Below are 15755 nucleotides of genomic sequence, written 5' to 3'. Positions count from 1 at the left end.
CGCGCCCTTGCGGCTACAATGCGCGGCATTCGCGCGGCGGGTCCTACACAAGAAGAGCTGACGACCCGACGTCATCGACCGCCGCCGCTTCGCCACGCCCGGAAGGAGAAACCCATGGGACAGCGCACGCTTTTGTATGACCTGCACCTGGCGCTTGGCGCCAAGACGGTCGATTTCGGTGGCTGGGACATGCCCCTGCACTATGGCTCGCAGGTCGAGGAGCACCATCAGGTGCGCAGCGATTGCGGGGTGTTCGATGTTTCCCACATGACCGTGATCGATGTCGATGGTAGCGACGCCACCGCCTGGTTGCAGCGTCTGCTGGCCAACGACGTGGCCCGCCTCGACGACACCGGCAAGGCGCTGTACAGCCCGCTGTTGCAGGAACAGGGCAGGGTGATCGACGACCTGATCGTCTACCGCACACAACATGGCTATCGCCTGGTCACCAACGCCGCCACCCGTGCCAAGGTACTCGACTGGCTGCAGCAGCAGCGTGACGGTTTTGCCGTGGACTTCCAGGTCCGCCCAGACCTGGCCATCCTTGCCATCCAGGGCCCGCATGCTCGAGAAAAGGTTGCAGCCCTGCTCAGCCCCTCGCGTGCGGCGCTGATCCGCGAACTGCGTCCTTTCGAAGGCTTTGCCGAAGGCGACTGGTTCATTGCCCGCACCGGTTATACCGGTGAAGACGGCCTGGAGATCATCCTCCCCGGCGAGCAGGCCGTGGCCTTCTTCAACGACCTGGTCGGTGCCGGCATCGCCCCCAGCGGCCTTGGTGCCCGCGATACCCTGCGCCTGGAAGCCGGCATGAACCTGTACGGCCAGGACATCGACGAAAACCACACACCGCTCACCTCCAACCTCGGCTGGAGCATCGCCTGGGAGCCGGCCGAGCGCGACTTCATCGGGCGCGCTGGGCTGCTGGCGGAAATCGAGCACGGCGTGCAGGAAAAACTGGTCGGCCTGGTGCTGGAAGAGCGTGGCGTGCTGCGTGCCCACCAGGTGGTGCGTGTAGCCGGGATTGGCGAAGGGGAGATCACCAGTGGTAGTTTCTCGCCTACGCTGAGCAAGTCCATTGCCCTTGCACGCGTGCCCATGGCCACTGGCGACCGGGCCGAGGTGGAAATTCGCAGCAAGTGGTACCCGGTGCGGGTGGTCAAACCGACCTTCGTGCGCCACGGCAAGATCCTGATCTGAACAATTTTTAACCGGCGGGCGTACCGCTGAGCCAATCGAGGAATTCAAGACATGAGCAATATCCCCGCCGAACTGCGTTTTGCCGAAAGCCACGAGTGGGCTCGCCTGGAAGCCGACGGCACCGTGACCGTGGGTATCAGCGACCACGCCCAGCAAGCCCTGGGTGACGTGGTGTTCGTCGAGTTGGCCGAAGTCGGCAAGGTATTCGCCGCTGGCGATGCGGCCGGTGTGGTCGAGTCGGTCAAGGCCGCTTCGGACATCTACGCCCCGGTCGGTGGCGAAGTGATTGCGGTCAACGAAGAGCTGGCTGACAGCCCTGAGCTGCTCAACGAAGAACCTTACGATTCGTGGATTTTCAAGCTGAAGCCAAGCAACCCGGCCGAGCTGGACAAGCTGCTGGATGCTGCGGGCTACAAGGCCGCGATCGGCGAGTAAGACCGCGTCGCCTTCTTCGCGGCTAAAGCCGCTCCCACAGGTACTGCACAGCGTCTGATACGTGTGCGGTCCCTGTGGGAGCGGCTTTAGCCGCGAAGAGGCCGGGCCTGCGAGCAACTTTCCCCGCAGAATCGGCAATCCCTTCCTAGACTTGTAAGTCTCCATGAGAGCTGTTCCAGGAAGAGAGCGTCGTCATGTCCCAGTCGCCATCCCTGCATCAACTGCAAGAGCTCAACCCATTCCTGCGTCGCCACCTTGGCCCGGATGCCGCGGAGCAGCAGACCATGCTCAACGCGCTGGGTGTCGCCAGCCGCAGTGAGCTGATCGAGCAGACCGTACCGCCAGACATCCGCCTCAACCGCCCCCTCGACCTGCCGCCTGCACTGGACGAACAGGCCGCCCTGGCCAAGCTCGCCGGTTACGCCAGGCAGAACCAGGTCTGGACCAGCCTGATCGGCATGGGCTACCACGGCACCATCACCCCCACGGTCATCCTGCGCAACGTGCTGGAGAACCCGGGATGGTACACCGCCTACACGCCTTATCAGCCCGAGATTGCCCAAGGCCGGCTGGAGGCGCTGCTGAACTTCCAGCAGATGGTCATCGACCTCACCGGGCTGGCCCTGGCCAATGCCTCGCTGCTCGACGAAGCCACCGCCGCCGCCGAGGCAATGGCCCTGGCCAAGCGGGTGGCGCGCAACAAGAGCAATGCCTTCTTCGCCGATGAGCACTGTCACCCGCAAACCCTGTCGGTACTCAAGACCCGTGCCGAGGGCTTCGGCTTCGAGCTGATCGTCGACTCTGTGGATAACCTTGGCAAACACGCGGTTTTCGGGGCCTTGCTGCAGTACCCGGATACCCACGGCGAGGTGCGCGACCTGCGCCCGCTGATCGACCATTTGCACAGCCAGCATGCCCTGGCCTGCGTAGCCGCCGACCTGCTCAGCCTGGTGGTGCTGGCACCGCCCGGGGAGCTGGGAGCCGATGTGGTGCTGGGTTCAACCCAACGCTTTGGCGTACCGATGGGCTATGGCGGCCCCCACGCGGCCTATTTCGCCTGCCGCGATGACTACAAGCGAGCCATGCCGGGGCGCATCATCGGCGTGTCGCGCGATGCCCGTGGCAACACCGCGTTGCGCATGGCCCTGCAGACCCGCGAGCAGCATATCCGCCGCGAGAAGGCCAACTCCAACATCTGCACGGCCCAGGTGCTGCTGGCCAACATTGCCGGCTTCTATGCGGTATACCATGGCCCCGAAGGGCTGCAGCGCATTGCCCAGCGCGTGCACCGGCTGACCTTCATCCTGGCCGCCGGCCTTGAGGCCAAGGGCATCAAGCGCCTCAACCAGCACTTCTTCGACACCCTTACCCTGGACGTCGGCGGTGCCCAGGCGGCCATCATCGAAAGCGCCGAGGCCGCCCAGATCAACTTGCGAATCCTCGGCCGCGGGCACCTGGGCGTGAGCCTGGACGAGACTTGCTCGGAGCAGACGGTGCTGCGCCTGTTCGATATCTTCCTGGGGGTGGATCACGGCCTGGATATAGCCGCACTCGACCAGTTGGCGCTGCCCGAAGGCATCCCTGCCAGCCTGGTGCGGCGCACACCGTTTCTCGCCCACCCGGTGTTCAACCTGCACCACAGCGAAACCGAGATGCTGCGCTACCTCAAGCAACTCGAGAACAAGGACCTGGCGCTGAACCAGTCGATGATCCCGCTGGGCTCGTGCACCATGAAGCTCAACGCTACCAGCGAGATGATCCCCATCACCTGGCCCGGCTTTGCCCAGCTGCACCCGTTTGCCCCGGCGGCCCAGGCCTCCGGCTACAAGGCGATGATCGACGAACTGGAAAGCTGGCTGTGCGCCATTACCGGCTTTGATGCCATCTGCATGCAGCCCAACTCCGGCGCCCAGGGCGAGTATGCCGGCCTGATGGCCATTACCCGCTATCATCGCAGCCGCCACCAGCCGCAACGCACGCTGTGCCTGATCCCGTCGTCGGCCCACGGCACCAATCCGGCATCGGCGCAAATGGCCGGCATGGAGGTGGTGATCGTCGATTGCGACGACGATGGCAACGTCGACCTGGCCGACCTCAAGGCCAAGGCCCACTCGGCCGGGGATCGGTTGTCGTGCCTGATGATCACTTACCCATCGACCCACGGCGTGTACGAGGAGGGGATTCGCGAAATCTGCGAAGTGGTCCACCAGCATGGTGGTCAGGTGTACATGGATGGCGCCAACCTCAATGCCCAGGTGGGCCTGGCGCGTCCGGCGGATATCGGCGCCGACGTTTCACACATGAACCTGCACAAGACCTTCTGCATCCCCCACGGTGGTGGCGGCCCGGGCATGGGCCCGATCGGCATTCGCGCGCACCTCAAGCCGTTCGTTGCCAGCCATCCGGTGGTGCCGGTACCCGGCCTGGACCCGAACAACAGCGCGGTCAGTGCTGCGCCCTGGGGCAGTGCGAGCATTTTGCCGATCAGCTGGATGTACATAGCGATGATGGGCCCGCAACTGGCCGATGCCAGCGAGGTGGCGATCCTCTCGGCCAATTACCTGGCCAGCCAGCTGGGTGGTGCCTTCCCAGTGCTCTACCGCGGGCGCAACCAGCGGGTGGCGCATGAGTGCATCCTCGACCTGCGGCCGCTGAAGGCGCTGACCGGCATCAGTGAAGAGGACGTGGCCAAGCGCCTGATGGACTATGGCTTCCATGCGCCGACCATGTCGTTCCCGGTGCCGGGCACGCTGATGGTCGAGCCGACCGAGAGTGAATCGAAGGCTGAACTGGACCGATTCGTCGAGGCGATGCTGGCGATTAGGGCGGAAATTGGCGAAGTTCAGGAGGGCAACTGGCCTGCGGAGAACAACCCGCTCAAGCATGCGCCGCATACCCTGGCCGATGTGCTGACGGTGTGGGACAGGCCTTACAGCCTGGAGCAGGCGGTGGCGCCCAGTGCTCACGTGCGCCAGCACAAGTACTGGCCAGCGGTGAACCGGGTCGACAACGTTTATGGGGACAGGAATCTGTTCTGTGCTTGTGTGCCGGTGGAGGCGTATCGCTAATTGTGGTTTGCCTGTGCCGGCCCCTTCGCGGGTAAACCCGCTCCTACAGGACTTGTACAAGTTTCGAATACTGTGCAGTACCTGTGGGAGCGGGTTCACCCGCTAAGCAGGCGACGCGGTTACTCGGCTACCGCATTCTTGGCCAGGATGGCATTGGCCAGTTCCATGTCGGAAGCCTGCATCCCCGGGTTCTCCGCGCGAGCCTGGCGAATTGCCGCTTCGAGGAACGGCCCACGGATCGCGCCTTCGCTGGCCACGAAGCTGCCGGCGTCATCCTGCGCCGCCATCACCAGCTTGTGATCCCCGGAAGTCAGGTAGCTCGATGCCGTGGTAGCACCGGTAGTCATCACGTTACGCCAGAAGGTATCGGCCATGGCCGAGCCGATAGGCAGCGAAAGCAAGGCAGCGGCAGCGATGGCGGTTTTGAAACGCATGTTGAAACACCTCGAAGGGTGAGGGTTGAAGATGCGCGATTTGATCCTGCCGCAGGGGTGCAAGTTCCTTGAATACAAAGGATTTTTGCTCAGGAACAGGCCCGTAGCACTTCCTCTTGGCGAGTCTGCCCACAGGCTACCTTGGCTTCGCCGCAGCGGCGCAGATCGAGCAAGCCATCGGCCACGGCCTGGCGCCGCAAACTGGCCAGATCGCTGTCCGGGCCTATCAGGGCGCGCAGACTGTCGCTGGGTATCAGCAGCTCGAACAACCCTGTGCGGCCATGGAACCCCGTGCCACGACAGGTACGGCATGGCTGCCCTTCGCGCAGCGCTGTATCACCCCGGCAATCCGCGCACAGTGTGCGCACCAGCCGCTGGGCCATGACCCCCACCAGCGTCGCCTTGATCAGGTAGTCGGCCACACCCAGTTCCTGCAGGCGGGTGATCGCGCCACAGGCGTCGTTGGTATGCAGGGTCGACAGCACCAGGTGCCCGGTCAGGGCTGCCTGCACCGCCACCAGGGCGGTCTCGCGATCACGGATTTCGCCGATCATGATGATGTCCGGGTCCTGGCGCAGCATGGCCCGCACACCATTGGCGAATCCCAGGTCCAGGGCGGGTTGCACCTGCAACTGGTTGAAGGCGGGTTCCAGGCGCTCGATCGGGTCTTCGATGGTGCACAGGTTGACCTGCGGCGTGGCCAGCAGCTTGAGGCTGGCGTAAAGCGTGCTGGTCTTGCCGGACCCGGTCGGGCCGGTAACCAGAATGATGCCCTGACGATGACGCAGCAGGCCTTGCCACTGGTCCAGTTGCGCCCCGTCCAGGCCGAGCCGGTCGAAGCCTTCTTGCAACTGTTGCGGGTCGAACAGGCGCAGCACCAGTTTCTCGCCGAACGGAGTCGGCAAGGTCGACAGCCGCAGTTCCACCTCGCCGCCGCCAGGCAGGCGGCTTTGCAGCCGGCCATCCTGCGACCGCCGTTTTTCTGCGACGTCCATGCGCCCCAGGTGTTTCAGGCGGCTGACCAGCGCCAGGGTCACCCCGGCGGGGAAGGCATAGACGTTGTGCAGCAGGCCGTCGATACGGTAGCGCAGCTGGCCCAGTTCGCGGCGTGGTTCCAGGTGGATATCACTGGCGCGTTGCTCGATGGCGTACTGCAGCAGCCAGTCGACGATATGCACGATGTGCGCGTCGTCCGCACTGGCCTCGGCCTGGCGCTTGCCCAGCTCCAGCAGCTGTTCGAGTTCGCCCAGGCTGGCTGACTGCTGGTGTTGCGCGCCCTTTACCGATTGGGCCAGGCGGTGGAACGACTGCCCTGCCTGGCGGACCTGCTGCGGGCTGGCCAGAACGCGCCGGATCGGCCGGCCCAGGCTGCGGGTGAGGTCGGCCAGCCAGTCGTCCTGGTAGGGCTGGGCGCTGGCGACGGTGACGCTGGAGGCGTCGGCGGCGACGATAAGGATGCCGTGGCGCTGGGCGAAGGCCGGGGATATCAGGCCGGTGACCTGGGGCAGGTCCAGTTGCAGCGGGTCGATGCGCAGGTAGGGCTGGCCGACCTTGTTGGCCAGCCATTGGCAGAGGCGATCCAGGTCCAGGGGCTTGCCAGGGTGTCGGCGGTCTTCCAGGGCGCAGGCGGCGATCTGTTCCAGCGGGTGGGCGGTGGGGTGATTGGCGGCGTGCTCGAGTACCTGCAGGGTGTCGTTGGCGTGCAGGTGCTGGTCGGCGAGCAGGCCCTGGAGCACGCGCTTGAGGTCGAGTGCCGGGTTGTCGGGGGTGTGCATGATTGGCGTCCGTGCCTGATAGGGGAGTGCTGATCAAGGCTAGCCGGGCGAGGGAGGGTTACCGAGGGTGAAAGGTTTCGAAATTTTGCTTTGCTTGTGCCGGCCTCTTCGCGGGTAAACCCGCTCCCACATGACCGCACAAACTTGAATGTTGTGCAGTACCTGTAGGAGCGGGTTTACCCGCGAAGAGGCCGGCACAAGCACCGAGCATGGCTCAGACCACCGCCAGCTCCACCCGCTGCAGGTTGCTCAGGCTCACTTCACCCACACACACCAGGTTGCGCAGTTTCTGCGCAATCACCTCGGCCCGGTGCCAGCTGAGGCCGCCGATGCCGACCTCGATATCCAGCCAGTCGTCCTGCTGACTGACCTGCACGCTGTGCGGGGTCAGGAACTGCAGGGCAAACAGGTTGAGCACCCGGCACAGGCTGTCAGGCTCGGCCTCGGCCTGCAGGCGATAGTGCACGGTGCTGTGGGCGCTGCTGGCGGCCCAGGCGTCGGTACGGGGCTGTGCGTTCATGCTGGTCTCCGCAAATGTTGGAGAAATTCTTGCACGTTGGTTGCGGTATTTTTTCGCTATGATTTGATCATTTCGCTGTATTGGCGAATTGATCTATTCATAAAGTTATTCGATGGAGAATTTTCTATGCACAGCGAGCTGGATGCCTACGACCGCCGTATCCTCGAACTGCTGCAGGAGGACGCTTCGCTGTCCAGCGCGCAGATCGCCGAACGCGTGGGGCTGTCGCAATCGCCGTGCTGGCGGCGTATCCAACGGTTGAAGGAGGAGGGAGTGATTCGTGGGCAGGTGACCTTGCTGGACCGCAAGAAGGTCGGCCTGAACACGCAGATTTTCGCCGAGGTGAAACTGAACGCCCACGGGCGCTCCAACTTCACAGAGTTCACCGACGCGATCCGCGGGTTTCCGGAGGTGCTGGAGTGTTATGTGCTGATGGGGTCGGTGGACTTTCTGTTGCGCATCGTCACCCCGGATATCGAGGCTTATGAACGGTTCTTCTTCGAAAAACTGTCGAACGTGCCGGGGATTCAGGAGGTGAACTCGATCGTGGCGCTGTCGGAGATCAAGTCCACCACCAGCCTGCCACTGTCGCGCTGAGGCATTCGCGGGTAAACCCGCTCCCACAGGGTTATCAGTGAGCCAGAGAGCAGCGCGACCCCTGTGGGAGCGGGTTTACCCGCGAAGAATGCGACGCGGTATCACGCCTTGAGCAAGTGCTTCCAGCCGCGGCTCTGATCCACTGCACGAGCCTGTTCGATACGCGCTTCCAGCACTTCATCGCTGATCGGCTGCTCAGCCAGCTCGTGCAGCTTCTTCAGGTCGCCATACAGGCGGTCCATCTGCGGCGCTTCCAGCACCTGACGAGCGTGGTGCAGCCAGGCCAGCAGCTGCTCGATACGCGGCAGTTGCTCGGCCAGATCTTCCGGACGCTGCGTGTACAGCGGCAGCTTCAACGCTCGGCCTTCTTCGCCCAGCAGGTGCGCCAGCCAGCTTGCCAGCTGCGCCTTGCCCTGGCGCTCGCCACGGCCTTTGCGCTCCACGGTCCAGGCACGGGCCAGCAGCCAGCGCGAGGTTTCCAGCGAGAACTGGCCCCAGCGCACGTCCTCCAGCTCTTCGGCGAACTGCTCTGGGGCGGCGCGGCGGATATCTTCGTCTTCGTTACCGGCCTGCACCAGCGGACGCCAGTCTTCAAGCAAGGCGTCCAGGCTGCTGCGCAGGTCGCGGGTGGTGGCGCGTGGCGCGGCCTGGCCCAGGCTAGCGGTAATGGCGCGCAGCTCGCTCAGGCACTCGACCCAATCCTGCAGCAGGCGCCAGTGGCCGTTGTGGCGGTATTGCTCGGCCAGACGCTGGCTGCTACCCAGCAGTTGCCAGGCCAGTGCGGCGTAGGCGTCGTCCACGGCCATTTCGGCTTCCAGCTCGGTGTGCGGCAGGCCCAGCTCGTAGCTGTCCGGCTCCAGCAGACGGTAGCCACGCTCGGCCTTGCTGATGTCGCATGGCATCAGCGGCAGGCTGGCGGCCAGCTCGGCGGCCAGTTCCAGCAGTGCCTGCGGCTCACCTTCACGCAGTTCCAGTTCCAGCTCGCAGATTTCTTCCTTGCGCTTGCCGGCGATCACGAAACCCTGGTCCAGCGCGGCCTCGATCACCACCTTGCTCTTGCCACGGCCCCAGGCGATTTCGGCGTATTCACGGCTGAAGTCGGTGGTGAACAACGGCTTGATGGTCTTTTTGTCCAGGTTGGCCAGTTGCGCGGGCCAGCAGCTGTCGTCGAGCTTCTTCAGGTCGAGCTTGACCTTGTCCAGCTGCCATTCATGCTCGTTGCGCTCGGACAGGCCGGCCACGCTGGTGCCGCGGCACTTGAGGGTCTGGATGATGGCCTCGCCATCGCGGCGCAGGCGCAGGGCGACACGGGCGGCGGAGAGCTCGCGCTCGGGGGTGTCGAAGTACTGGTTGAGCAGTTCGCGGGTCTGCCAGCCGGACTTGTTGCGCTTTTTCAGCAGCGGGTGCTCGCGCAGGGCGGCAAGGGTCTCGCGGCTGGCGCGGAGCTTGAGTTCGGTTTCTTTGTGCATCACAGGCTCGAAGGAGGGGCGTGGTTGCCCAGCAGTCTACAGGAGTCGGCTCTCGTCTGTTGGATCGTGGTGGCCTTCTTCGCGGGTGAACCCGCTCCCACAGGTCCTGTGCTGCCCTCAGGTGCGGCGCTTTCCCTGTGTGAGCGGGTTTACCCGCGAAGAAGCCCACACGATTGGACGGCATTGTTATGATGGGCAACGCTTCCGAGGAGTACGCGCATGCCGTTGCCGACGCTGAAAGACCAGTTCGCCGCCCTGATCGCCGCGCCCTCGGTCAGTTGCACCCAGCCTGCGCTGGACCAGTCCAATCGCCAGGTCATCGACCTGCTGGCCGGCTGGCTGGGTGACCTGGGTTTCAAGTGCGACATCCAGCAGGTCAGCCCCGGCAAGTTCAACCTGCTGGCCAGCCGTGGCACCGGCCCGGGTGGCCTGGTGCTGGCGGGGCACAGCGACACGGTGCCCTACGACGAACAGCTGTGGGCCAGCGACCCGCTGAAACTGACCGAAACCGACGGCCGCTGGGTCGGCCTGGGCAGCTGTGACATGAAGGGCTTCTTCGCCCTGGTCATCGAAGCGGTCATCCCATTGCTGGAGCACGATTTCAAGCAGCCGCTGCTGATCCTCGCCACCTGTGACGAAGAAAGCTCTATGTCCGGGGCCCGTGCCTTGGCCGAGGCTGGCCAGCCGCTCGGCCGTGCGGCGGTGATCGGCGAGCCCACCGGGCTGCGGCCGATCCGCATGCACAAAGGCATCCTCATGGACCGCATCGACATCCTCGGGCGCAGCGGCCACTCCTCGGACCCAAGCCTGGGCCGCAGCGCCATGGAGGCCATGCACGCAGTGATGGGCGAGCTGATGGGGTTGCGCCAGCAATGGCAGCAGACCTACCGCAACCCGCAGTTCACCGTACCGACCCCGACCATGAACTTCGGCTGCATCCACGGCGGCGACAACCCCAACCGAATCTGCGGCCAATGTGCCCTGGAGTTCGACCTGCGCCCGCTGCCAGGCATGGATGTGGAGCAACTGCGCGCGGCCATTCGCGCCAAGCTGATGCCGGTGGCAGAGCGCTTTGAGGTGCGCATCGACTATGCGCCGTTGTTCCCGGAGGTGCCGCCTTTCGAGCAGGCAGCCGACGCCGAGTTGGTGCAAGTGGCGGAGCGCCTGACCGGCCATCGCGCCGAAGCGGTGGCGTTCGGCACCGAAGCGCCTTATCTTCAGCAACTGGGTTGCCAGACCATCGTGCTGGGCCCCGGCGACATCGCCTGTGCTCACCAGCCCGGCGAATACCTTGAAATGTCACGAATCGAGCCTACCGTGCGTCTATTGCGTGACCTGATCCGGCACTATTGCCTGGACTAAACGTCAACCGAACTGTTTCGTTCCTGCCTAGAGGAGACCGCGTGTGACCGCAAGCCTGTTCCGACGATGATCCTGAACGCCCCCTGTATCGCCGTTCTCCGTCCACTTATCCACAGGCCCTGTCATGCCCGACTACGTCAACTGGCTGCGTCATGCCTCCCCGTATATCAATGCCCATCGCGACTGCACCTTCGTGGTCATGCTCCCTGGCGATGGGGTGGAACACCCTAATTTCGGCAACATCGTCCACGACCTGGTGCTGCTGCACAGCCTGGGCGTGCGCCTGGTGCTGGTGCATGGCTCGCGCCCGCAGATCGAAAGCCGCCTGGCTGATCGCGGCCTGACCCCGCACTACCACCGTGGCCTGCGCATCACCGATGCCGCCACCCTGGATTGCGTGATCGATGCCGTCGGCGCCTTGCGCCTGGCCATCGAGGCACGCCTGTCGATGGACATCGCCGCTTCGCCGATGCAGGGCTCGCGCCTGCGTGTGGCGTCCGGCAACCTGGTCACGGCGCGGCCGATCGGCGTGCTCGAAGGCGTGGACTACCACCACACCGGCGAAGTGCGTCGGGTCGACCGCAAGGGTATCAGCCGCCTGCTCGACGAGCGCTCCATCGTGCTGTTGTCGCCGCTGGGCTACTCGCCCACGGGTGAAATCTTCAACCTGGCCTGCGAAGACGTGGCCACCCGCGCCGCCATCGAACTGGGTGCCGACAAGCTGCTGCTGTTCGGTGCCGAGCCGGGCCTGCTGGATGCCGATGGCAAGCTGGTACGTGAGCTGCGCCCGCAGCAGGTTGCCCCGCATCTGCAGCGTCTGGGCAGCGATTACCAGGGCGAATTGCTGGATGCCGCGGCCGAAGCCTGCAAAGGCGGCGTGGCGCGCAGCCATATTGTCAGCTATGCCGAGGACGGCGCCTTGCTGACCGAGCTGTTCACCCGTGGTGGTGGCGGCACGCTGGTGTCGCAGGAGCAGTTCGAAGTGGTACGCGAGGCGACCATCGAGGACGTGGGCGGTTTGCTGGAGCTGATCAGCCCGCTGGAAGAGCAGGGCATCCTGGTACGCCGTTCGCGTGAGGTGCTGGAGCGGGAGATCGAGCAGTTCAGCGTGGTCGAGCGCGAAGGCATGATCATCGCTTGTGCGGCGTTGTACCCGATTGCCGACTCCGACGCCGGCGAGCTGGCGTGCCTGGCGGTGAACCCCGAGTACCGCCATGGCGGGCGTGGCGACGAGCTGCTGGAGCGCATCGAAAGCCGGGCGCGACAGCTGGGGCTGAACACCCTGTTCGTGCTGACGACGCGTACCGCGCACTGGTTCCGCGAACGCGGGTTTGCGCCGAGTGGGGTCGAGCGACTGCCAGCGGCGCGGGCTTCGCTGTACAACTACCAGCGTAATTCGAAGATTTTCGAGAAGCCCTTGTAAACCTGTACTGGCCTCTTCGCGGGTGAACCCGCTCCCACAGGATCTTCACCGGGCCTGAGGCCGGCGCGGTCCCTGTGGGAGCGGGTTTACCCGCGAAGCAGTCGACACCAATCTTGAACAAGAACGCCGCCCTTGTGGGCGGCGTTTTCGTTTACACGGTATGCAGGTACCAGTTGTACTCGAGGTCGGAGATCGAGTGCTCGAACTCCTCCAGCTCGCTCTCCTTGCACGCGACGAAGATGTCGATGTACTTCGGATCGATGTACTTGTTCAGGATCTCGCTGTCGTCCAGCTCGCGCAGGGCATCGCGCAGGTTGTTCGGCAGGCTCTGCTCCAGCTGCTCGTACGAGTTGCCTTCGATCGGCTCACCCGGTTCTACCTTGTTGGTCAGGCCATGGTGCACGCCGGCCAGTACGGCGGCCATCATCAGGTACGGGTTGGCGTCGGCACCAGCCACGCGGTGCTCGATGCGTACGGCGTCCGGCGAGCCGGTCGGCACGCGCAGGGCCACGGTGCGGTTGTCCAGGCCCCAGCTTGGCGCGTTCGGTACATAGAACTGCGCGCCGAAGCGGCGGTACGAGTTGACGTTCGGGCAAAGGAACGCCATGGACGCGGGCAGGGTCTCGAGCACACCGCCGACAGCGTGACGTAGCGCGGCGTTCTGCTCGGGATCCTCGCTGGTGAAGATGTTGTTGCCATCTTTGTCCAGCACGGAAATGTGTACATGCAGGCCGTTGCCTGCCTGGCCCGGGTAGGGCTTGGCCATGAAGGTGGTGTCCATTTCATGGTCGTAGGCGATGTTCTTGATCAACCGCTTGAGCAGTACTGCGTAGTCGCAGGCCTTGAGCGGGTCGGCCACGTGGTGCAGGTTGACTTCGAACTGCGCCGGGGCGCTTTCCTTGACGATGGCGTCGGCCGGGATGCCTTGCTCCTTCGCGCCTTCCAGGATGTCCTGCAGGCAGTCGGCATATTCATCGAGGTCGTCGATCAGGTACACCTGCGTCGACTGCGGGCGCTTGCCCGAAATTGGCGAGCGCGGTGGCTGCGGGCGACCGTTCACGTTCTCCTGGTCGATCAGGTAGAACTCCAGCTCGAACGCGGCACAGATGGTCAGGCCCAGTTCGTCGAACTTGCTCACCACCTGACGCAGCACTTCACGCGGGTCGGCGAAGAACGGCTCGCCTTCGAGCTCGTGCATGGTCATCAGCAGCTGAGCGGTTGGGCGCTTTTGCCACGGCTCGTTACAGAGGGTGTCAGGGATTGGATAGCAGATGCGGTCAGCATCGCCGATGTCCAGGCCCAGCCCGGTGCTTTCAACGGTGGAACCGTTGATGTCCAGGGCGAAGAGGGAGGCAGGCAGGTTGATGCCTTTCTCGTAAACCTTGTGGAGGCTGGTGCGCTCTATGCGCTTGCCACGCACCACACCATTCATATCTGCAATCAGAAGGTCAACGTAGAGAACCTCAGGATGTTCCTTAAGGAACGCGTTCGCTTCGTTAAGCTGAACGGCACGCGGGGGTACCGACATGATGCAACACCTTTGTTGTTAAAAATATCAATCAAGGGGGGCTTGCAAGACCAGTCAATCGAAAAGACAAACTGATGTCAAGCCAACCCCATGATGCCCTGAAATGGCACATCGACGGCAGATTTGCTGCATATCGGGGCAAGCCATTATCCGCTATTTCCCTCGCAAAGGGCTATCTCCGACCAACCGTGTTTTATTTTTTACGGAGGTGTTGTGTAAAAAAATGAACAAGGCTAAGCTCGGTCTCAACCCAGAACACAATAATACGAGGGTCACATGGTCCGCTTGCCGAGACCTGAAAGTACTGCCTGCGCAGTGCCATCGGGTACATCCGTCATTTTTGCAAGCTTCGTCAATGGCGTGGCCGCCCTGGCCGCAATAATTGACGTTTGGCGCTCCCGGACCTGCCCTCGTAGCGGCTTGCCGCCCTTCGTTTCGTCTTCCTGCCTTTCGAACTCATTACGGACACACTTGTTTTCAGTGTATCCACTGCGGCTCTGCGCGGGGGTTTTTGCTTTAGCAATGTACTCCATCCAGAATCAGTGCGCGGACCACCTTACCTCCTGAGGTATTTATGAGTAACAACCTCGACCAGCTCACCGATTGGTTGAAAGAGCACAAGATCACCGAAGTCGAATGCATGATCAGTGACCTGACCGGCATCACGCGCGGCAAGATTTCGCCTACCAACAAGTTCATCGCCGAAAAAGGCATGCGCCTGCCCGAGAGCGTGCTGCTGCAGACCGTGACCGGCGACTACGTCGACGACGACATCTATTACGAACTGCTGGACCCGGCGGACATCGACATGATCTGCCGCCCCGACGAGAACGCCGTGTTCCTGGTGCCATGGGCCATCGAGCCGACCGCCCAGGTGATCCACGATACCTACGACAAGAAGGGCAACCCGGTCGAACTGTCGCCGCGCAACGTGCTGAAGAAAGTCCTCAAGCTCTACGCCGACAAGGGCTGGCAGCCGATCGTCGCGCCGGAGATGGAGTTCTACCTGACCAAGCGCAGCGAAGACCCGGACTTCCCGCTGCAGCCCCCGGTAGGCCGTTCGGGCCGGCCGGAAACCGGCCGTCAGTCGTTCTCGATCGAAGCCGCCAACGAATTCGACCCGCTGTTCGAAGACGTCTACGACTGGTGCGAACTGCAGCAGTTGGATCTCGACACGCTGATCCATGAGGACGGCACGGCGCAGATGGAGATCAACTTCCGTCATGGCAACGCCCTGCACCTGGCCGACCAGATCCTGGTGTTCAAGCGCACCATGCGCGAGGCCGCGCTCAAGCACAATGTGGCCGCCACCTTCATGGCCAAGCCCATGACCGGTGAGCCAGGCAGTGCCATGCACCTGCACCAGAGCGTGGTCGACGTGGCCACCGGCAAGAACATCTTCAGCAACGACGACGGCAGCATGAGCGAACTGTTCCTGCACCACATCGGTGGCCTGCAGAAGTTCATCCCCGAGGCGTTGCCGCTGTTCGCCCCCAACGTCAACTCGTTCCGTCGCTTCCTGCCCGACACCTCGGCGCCGGTGAACGTGGAGTGGGGCGAGGAAAACCGTACCGTCGGCCTGCGCGTGCCGGACGCCGGCCCGCAAAGCCGCCGGGTCGAGAACCGCCTGCCAGGCGCCGACGCCAACCCATACCTGGCCATCGCTGCCAGCCTGCTGTGTGGCTACATCGGCATGGTCGAAGGCATCGACGCCAGCGCGCCGGTGCAGGGCCGTGGCTACGAACGCCGCAACCTGCGCCTGCCACTGACCATCGAAGATGCCCTGGAACGCATGGAAAACAGCCGTGCACTGGTGCAGTACCTGGGCAAGAAGTTCATCACCGGCTACGTCGCTACCAAGCGCGCCGAGCACGAGAACTTCAAGCGAGTCATCAGTTCCTGGGAGCGTGAGTTCCTGCTGTTTGCTGTCTGATCAACTTGGTGCCG

At 63.5% G+C, this 15755-nt stretch carries 13 protein-coding genes; 7 read left to right on the top strand and 6 right to left on the bottom strand.

Going from position 1 to position 15755, the window contains the following annotated elements; all coding sequences use genetic code 11:
- Positions 1-114 precede the first annotated feature (114 nt).
- The 3 genes from gcvT to gcvP all read left to right on the top strand — a co-directional run bounded on the left by gcvT (position 115) and on the right by gcvP (position 4700).
- Positions 115-1197 carry a glycine cleavage system aminomethyltransferase GcvT gene (gcvT, locus tag NY023_RS26400; RefSeq protein WP_013974716.1) on the top strand — a complete coding sequence of 361 codons (1083 nt, stop codon included), beginning with the start codon at positions 115-117 and terminating at the stop codon, positions 1195-1197.
- Between the two features lie 51 nt (positions 1198-1248).
- Positions 1249-1632: a glycine cleavage system protein GcvH gene (gcvH, locus tag NY023_RS26395; protein ID WP_013974715.1), complete on the top strand. Its 384-nt coding sequence runs from the start codon at positions 1249-1251 to the stop codon at positions 1630-1632.
- A 194-nt stretch (positions 1633-1826) separates the two neighbouring features.
- Positions 1827-4700: an aminomethyl-transferring glycine dehydrogenase gene (gene gcvP, locus NY023_RS26390; RefSeq protein WP_013974714.1), complete on the top strand. Its 2874-nt coding sequence runs from the start codon at positions 1827-1829 to the stop codon at positions 4698-4700.
- Positions 4701-4819: 119 nt separating this feature from the next.
- Here gcvP and NY023_RS26385 read toward each other — a convergent pair whose 3' ends face one another.
- The 3 genes from NY023_RS26385 to NY023_RS26375 all read right to left on the bottom strand — a co-directional run bounded on the left by NY023_RS26385 (position 4820) and on the right by NY023_RS26375 (position 7429).
- Positions 4820-5134: a DUF2388 domain-containing protein gene (locus NY023_RS26385; protein WP_003259356.1), complete on the bottom strand. Its 315-nt coding sequence runs from the start codon at positions 5132-5134 to the stop codon at positions 4820-4822.
- An 89-nt stretch (positions 5135-5223) separates the two neighbouring features.
- The gene (locus NY023_RS26380; protein WP_013974713.1) at positions 5224-6909 is read right to left on the bottom strand and encodes a GspE/PulE family protein; all 1686 of its coding nucleotides are present in this window, start codon (positions 6907-6909) and stop codon (positions 5224-5226) included.
- Between the two features lie 214 nt (positions 6910-7123).
- Positions 7124-7429 (bottom strand): hypothetical protein, encoded by a 306-nt coding sequence (locus NY023_RS26375; protein ID WP_003259353.1) that lies wholly within the window; start codon positions 7427-7429, stop codon positions 7124-7126.
- A gap of 126 nt (positions 7430-7555) precedes the next feature.
- On the opposite strand from NY023_RS26375, the gene NY023_RS26370 reads away from it, so the two are divergent.
- Positions 7556-8026 (top strand): Lrp/AsnC family transcriptional regulator, encoded by a 471-nt coding sequence (locus tag NY023_RS26370; protein WP_015272225.1) that lies wholly within the window; start codon positions 7556-7558, stop codon positions 8024-8026.
- A 101-nt stretch (positions 8027-8127) separates the two neighbouring features.
- On the opposite strand, the gene NY023_RS26365 is transcribed toward NY023_RS26370, so the two are convergent.
- On the bottom strand, positions 8128-9495 hold the full coding sequence (locus tag NY023_RS26365) for a CYTH domain-containing protein (RefSeq protein WP_003259352.1): 1368 nt from the start codon (positions 9493-9495) through the stop codon (positions 8128-8130).
- Positions 9496-9714: 219 nt separating this feature from the next.
- Between NY023_RS26365 and argE the strand changes: the two genes are divergently transcribed.
- A complete protein-coding gene (gene argE / locus NY023_RS26360) occupies positions 9715-10857 on the top strand; it encodes an acetylornithine deacetylase (protein ID WP_013974711.1) in 1143 nt (380 codons plus the stop codon).
- Between the two features lie 124 nt (positions 10858-10981).
- Positions 10982-12280, top strand: a complete 1299-nt coding sequence (argA, locus tag NY023_RS26355) for an amino-acid N-acetyltransferase (protein ID WP_013974710.1) — start codon at positions 10982-10984, stop codon at positions 12278-12280.
- Between the two features lie 151 nt (positions 12281-12431).
- On the opposite strand, the gene NY023_RS26350 is transcribed toward argA, so the two are convergent.
- Together NY023_RS26350 and NY023_RS26345 are read right to left on the bottom strand one after the other, a co-directional pair.
- Positions 12432-13808, bottom strand: a complete 1377-nt coding sequence (locus tag NY023_RS26350; RefSeq protein WP_003259348.1) for a glutamine synthetase family protein — start codon at positions 13806-13808, stop codon at positions 12432-12434.
- Between the two features lie 272 nt (positions 13809-14080).
- On the bottom strand, positions 14081-14341 hold the full coding sequence (locus NY023_RS26345; RefSeq protein ID WP_023663073.1) for a hypothetical protein: 261 nt from the start codon (positions 14339-14341) through the stop codon (positions 14081-14083).
- A 41-nt stretch (positions 14342-14382) separates the two neighbouring features.
- On the opposite strand from NY023_RS26345, the gene NY023_RS26340 reads away from it, so the two are divergent.
- Positions 14383-15741 carry a glutamine synthetase family protein gene (locus tag NY023_RS26340; RefSeq protein ID WP_013974708.1) on the top strand — a complete coding sequence of 453 codons (1359 nt, stop codon included), beginning with the start codon at positions 14383-14385 and terminating at the stop codon, positions 15739-15741.
- Positions 15742-15755 lie beyond the last annotated feature (14 nt).

The organism is Pseudomonas sp. NBB (assembly GCF_032701105.1).
Taxonomy (GTDB): Bacteria; Pseudomonadota; Gammaproteobacteria; order Pseudomonadales; family Pseudomonadaceae; genus Aquipseudomonas; species Aquipseudomonas asiatica.
Note: the sequence above shows the minus strand (reverse complement) of the source record. Positions and strands in the feature narration are given on the sequence as shown.

Excerpts from the sequence above, each read along its gene's own strand:
- gcvT (WP_013974716.1), top strand. The coding sequence starts at position 115 with ATGGGACAGCGCACGCTTTTGTATGACCTGCACCTGGCGCTTGGCGCC.
- gcvH (WP_013974715.1), top strand. The coding sequence starts at position 1,249 with ATGAGCAATATCCCCGCCGAACTGCGTTTTGCCGAAAGCCACGAGTGG.
- gcvP (WP_013974714.1), top strand. The coding sequence starts at position 1,827 with ATGTCCCAGTCGCCATCCCTGCATCAACTGCAAGAGCTCAACCCATTC.
- NY023_RS26385 (WP_003259356.1), bottom strand. The coding sequence starts at position 5,134 with ATGCGTTTCAAAACCGCCATCGCTGCCGCTGCCTTGCTTTCGCTGCCT.
- NY023_RS26380 (WP_013974713.1), bottom strand. The coding sequence starts at position 6,909 with ATGCACACCCCCGACAACCCGGCACTCGACCTCAAGCGCGTGCTCCAG.
- NY023_RS26375 (WP_003259353.1), bottom strand. The coding sequence starts at position 7,429 with ATGAACGCACAGCCCCGTACCGACGCCTGGGCCGCCAGCAGCGCCCAC.
- NY023_RS26370 (WP_015272225.1), top strand. The coding sequence starts at position 7,556 with ATGCACAGCGAGCTGGATGCCTACGACCGCCGTATCCTCGAACTGCTG.
- NY023_RS26365 (WP_003259352.1), bottom strand. The coding sequence starts at position 9,495 with ATGCACAAAGAAACCGAACTCAAGCTCCGCGCCAGCCGCGAGACCCTT.
- argE (WP_013974711.1), top strand. The coding sequence starts at position 9,715 with ATGCCGTTGCCGACGCTGAAAGACCAGTTCGCCGCCCTGATCGCCGCG.
- argA (WP_013974710.1), top strand. The coding sequence starts at position 10,982 with ATGCCCGACTACGTCAACTGGCTGCGTCATGCCTCCCCGTATATCAAT.
- NY023_RS26350 (WP_003259348.1), bottom strand. The coding sequence starts at position 13,808 with ATGTCGGTACCCCCGCGTGCCGTTCAGCTTAACGAAGCGAACGCGTTC.
- NY023_RS26345 (WP_023663073.1), bottom strand. The coding sequence starts at position 14,341 with ATGGAGTACATTGCTAAAGCAAAAACCCCCGCGCAGAGCCGCAGTGGA.
- NY023_RS26340 (WP_013974708.1), top strand. The coding sequence starts at position 14,383 with ATGAGTAACAACCTCGACCAGCTCACCGATTGGTTGAAAGAGCACAAG.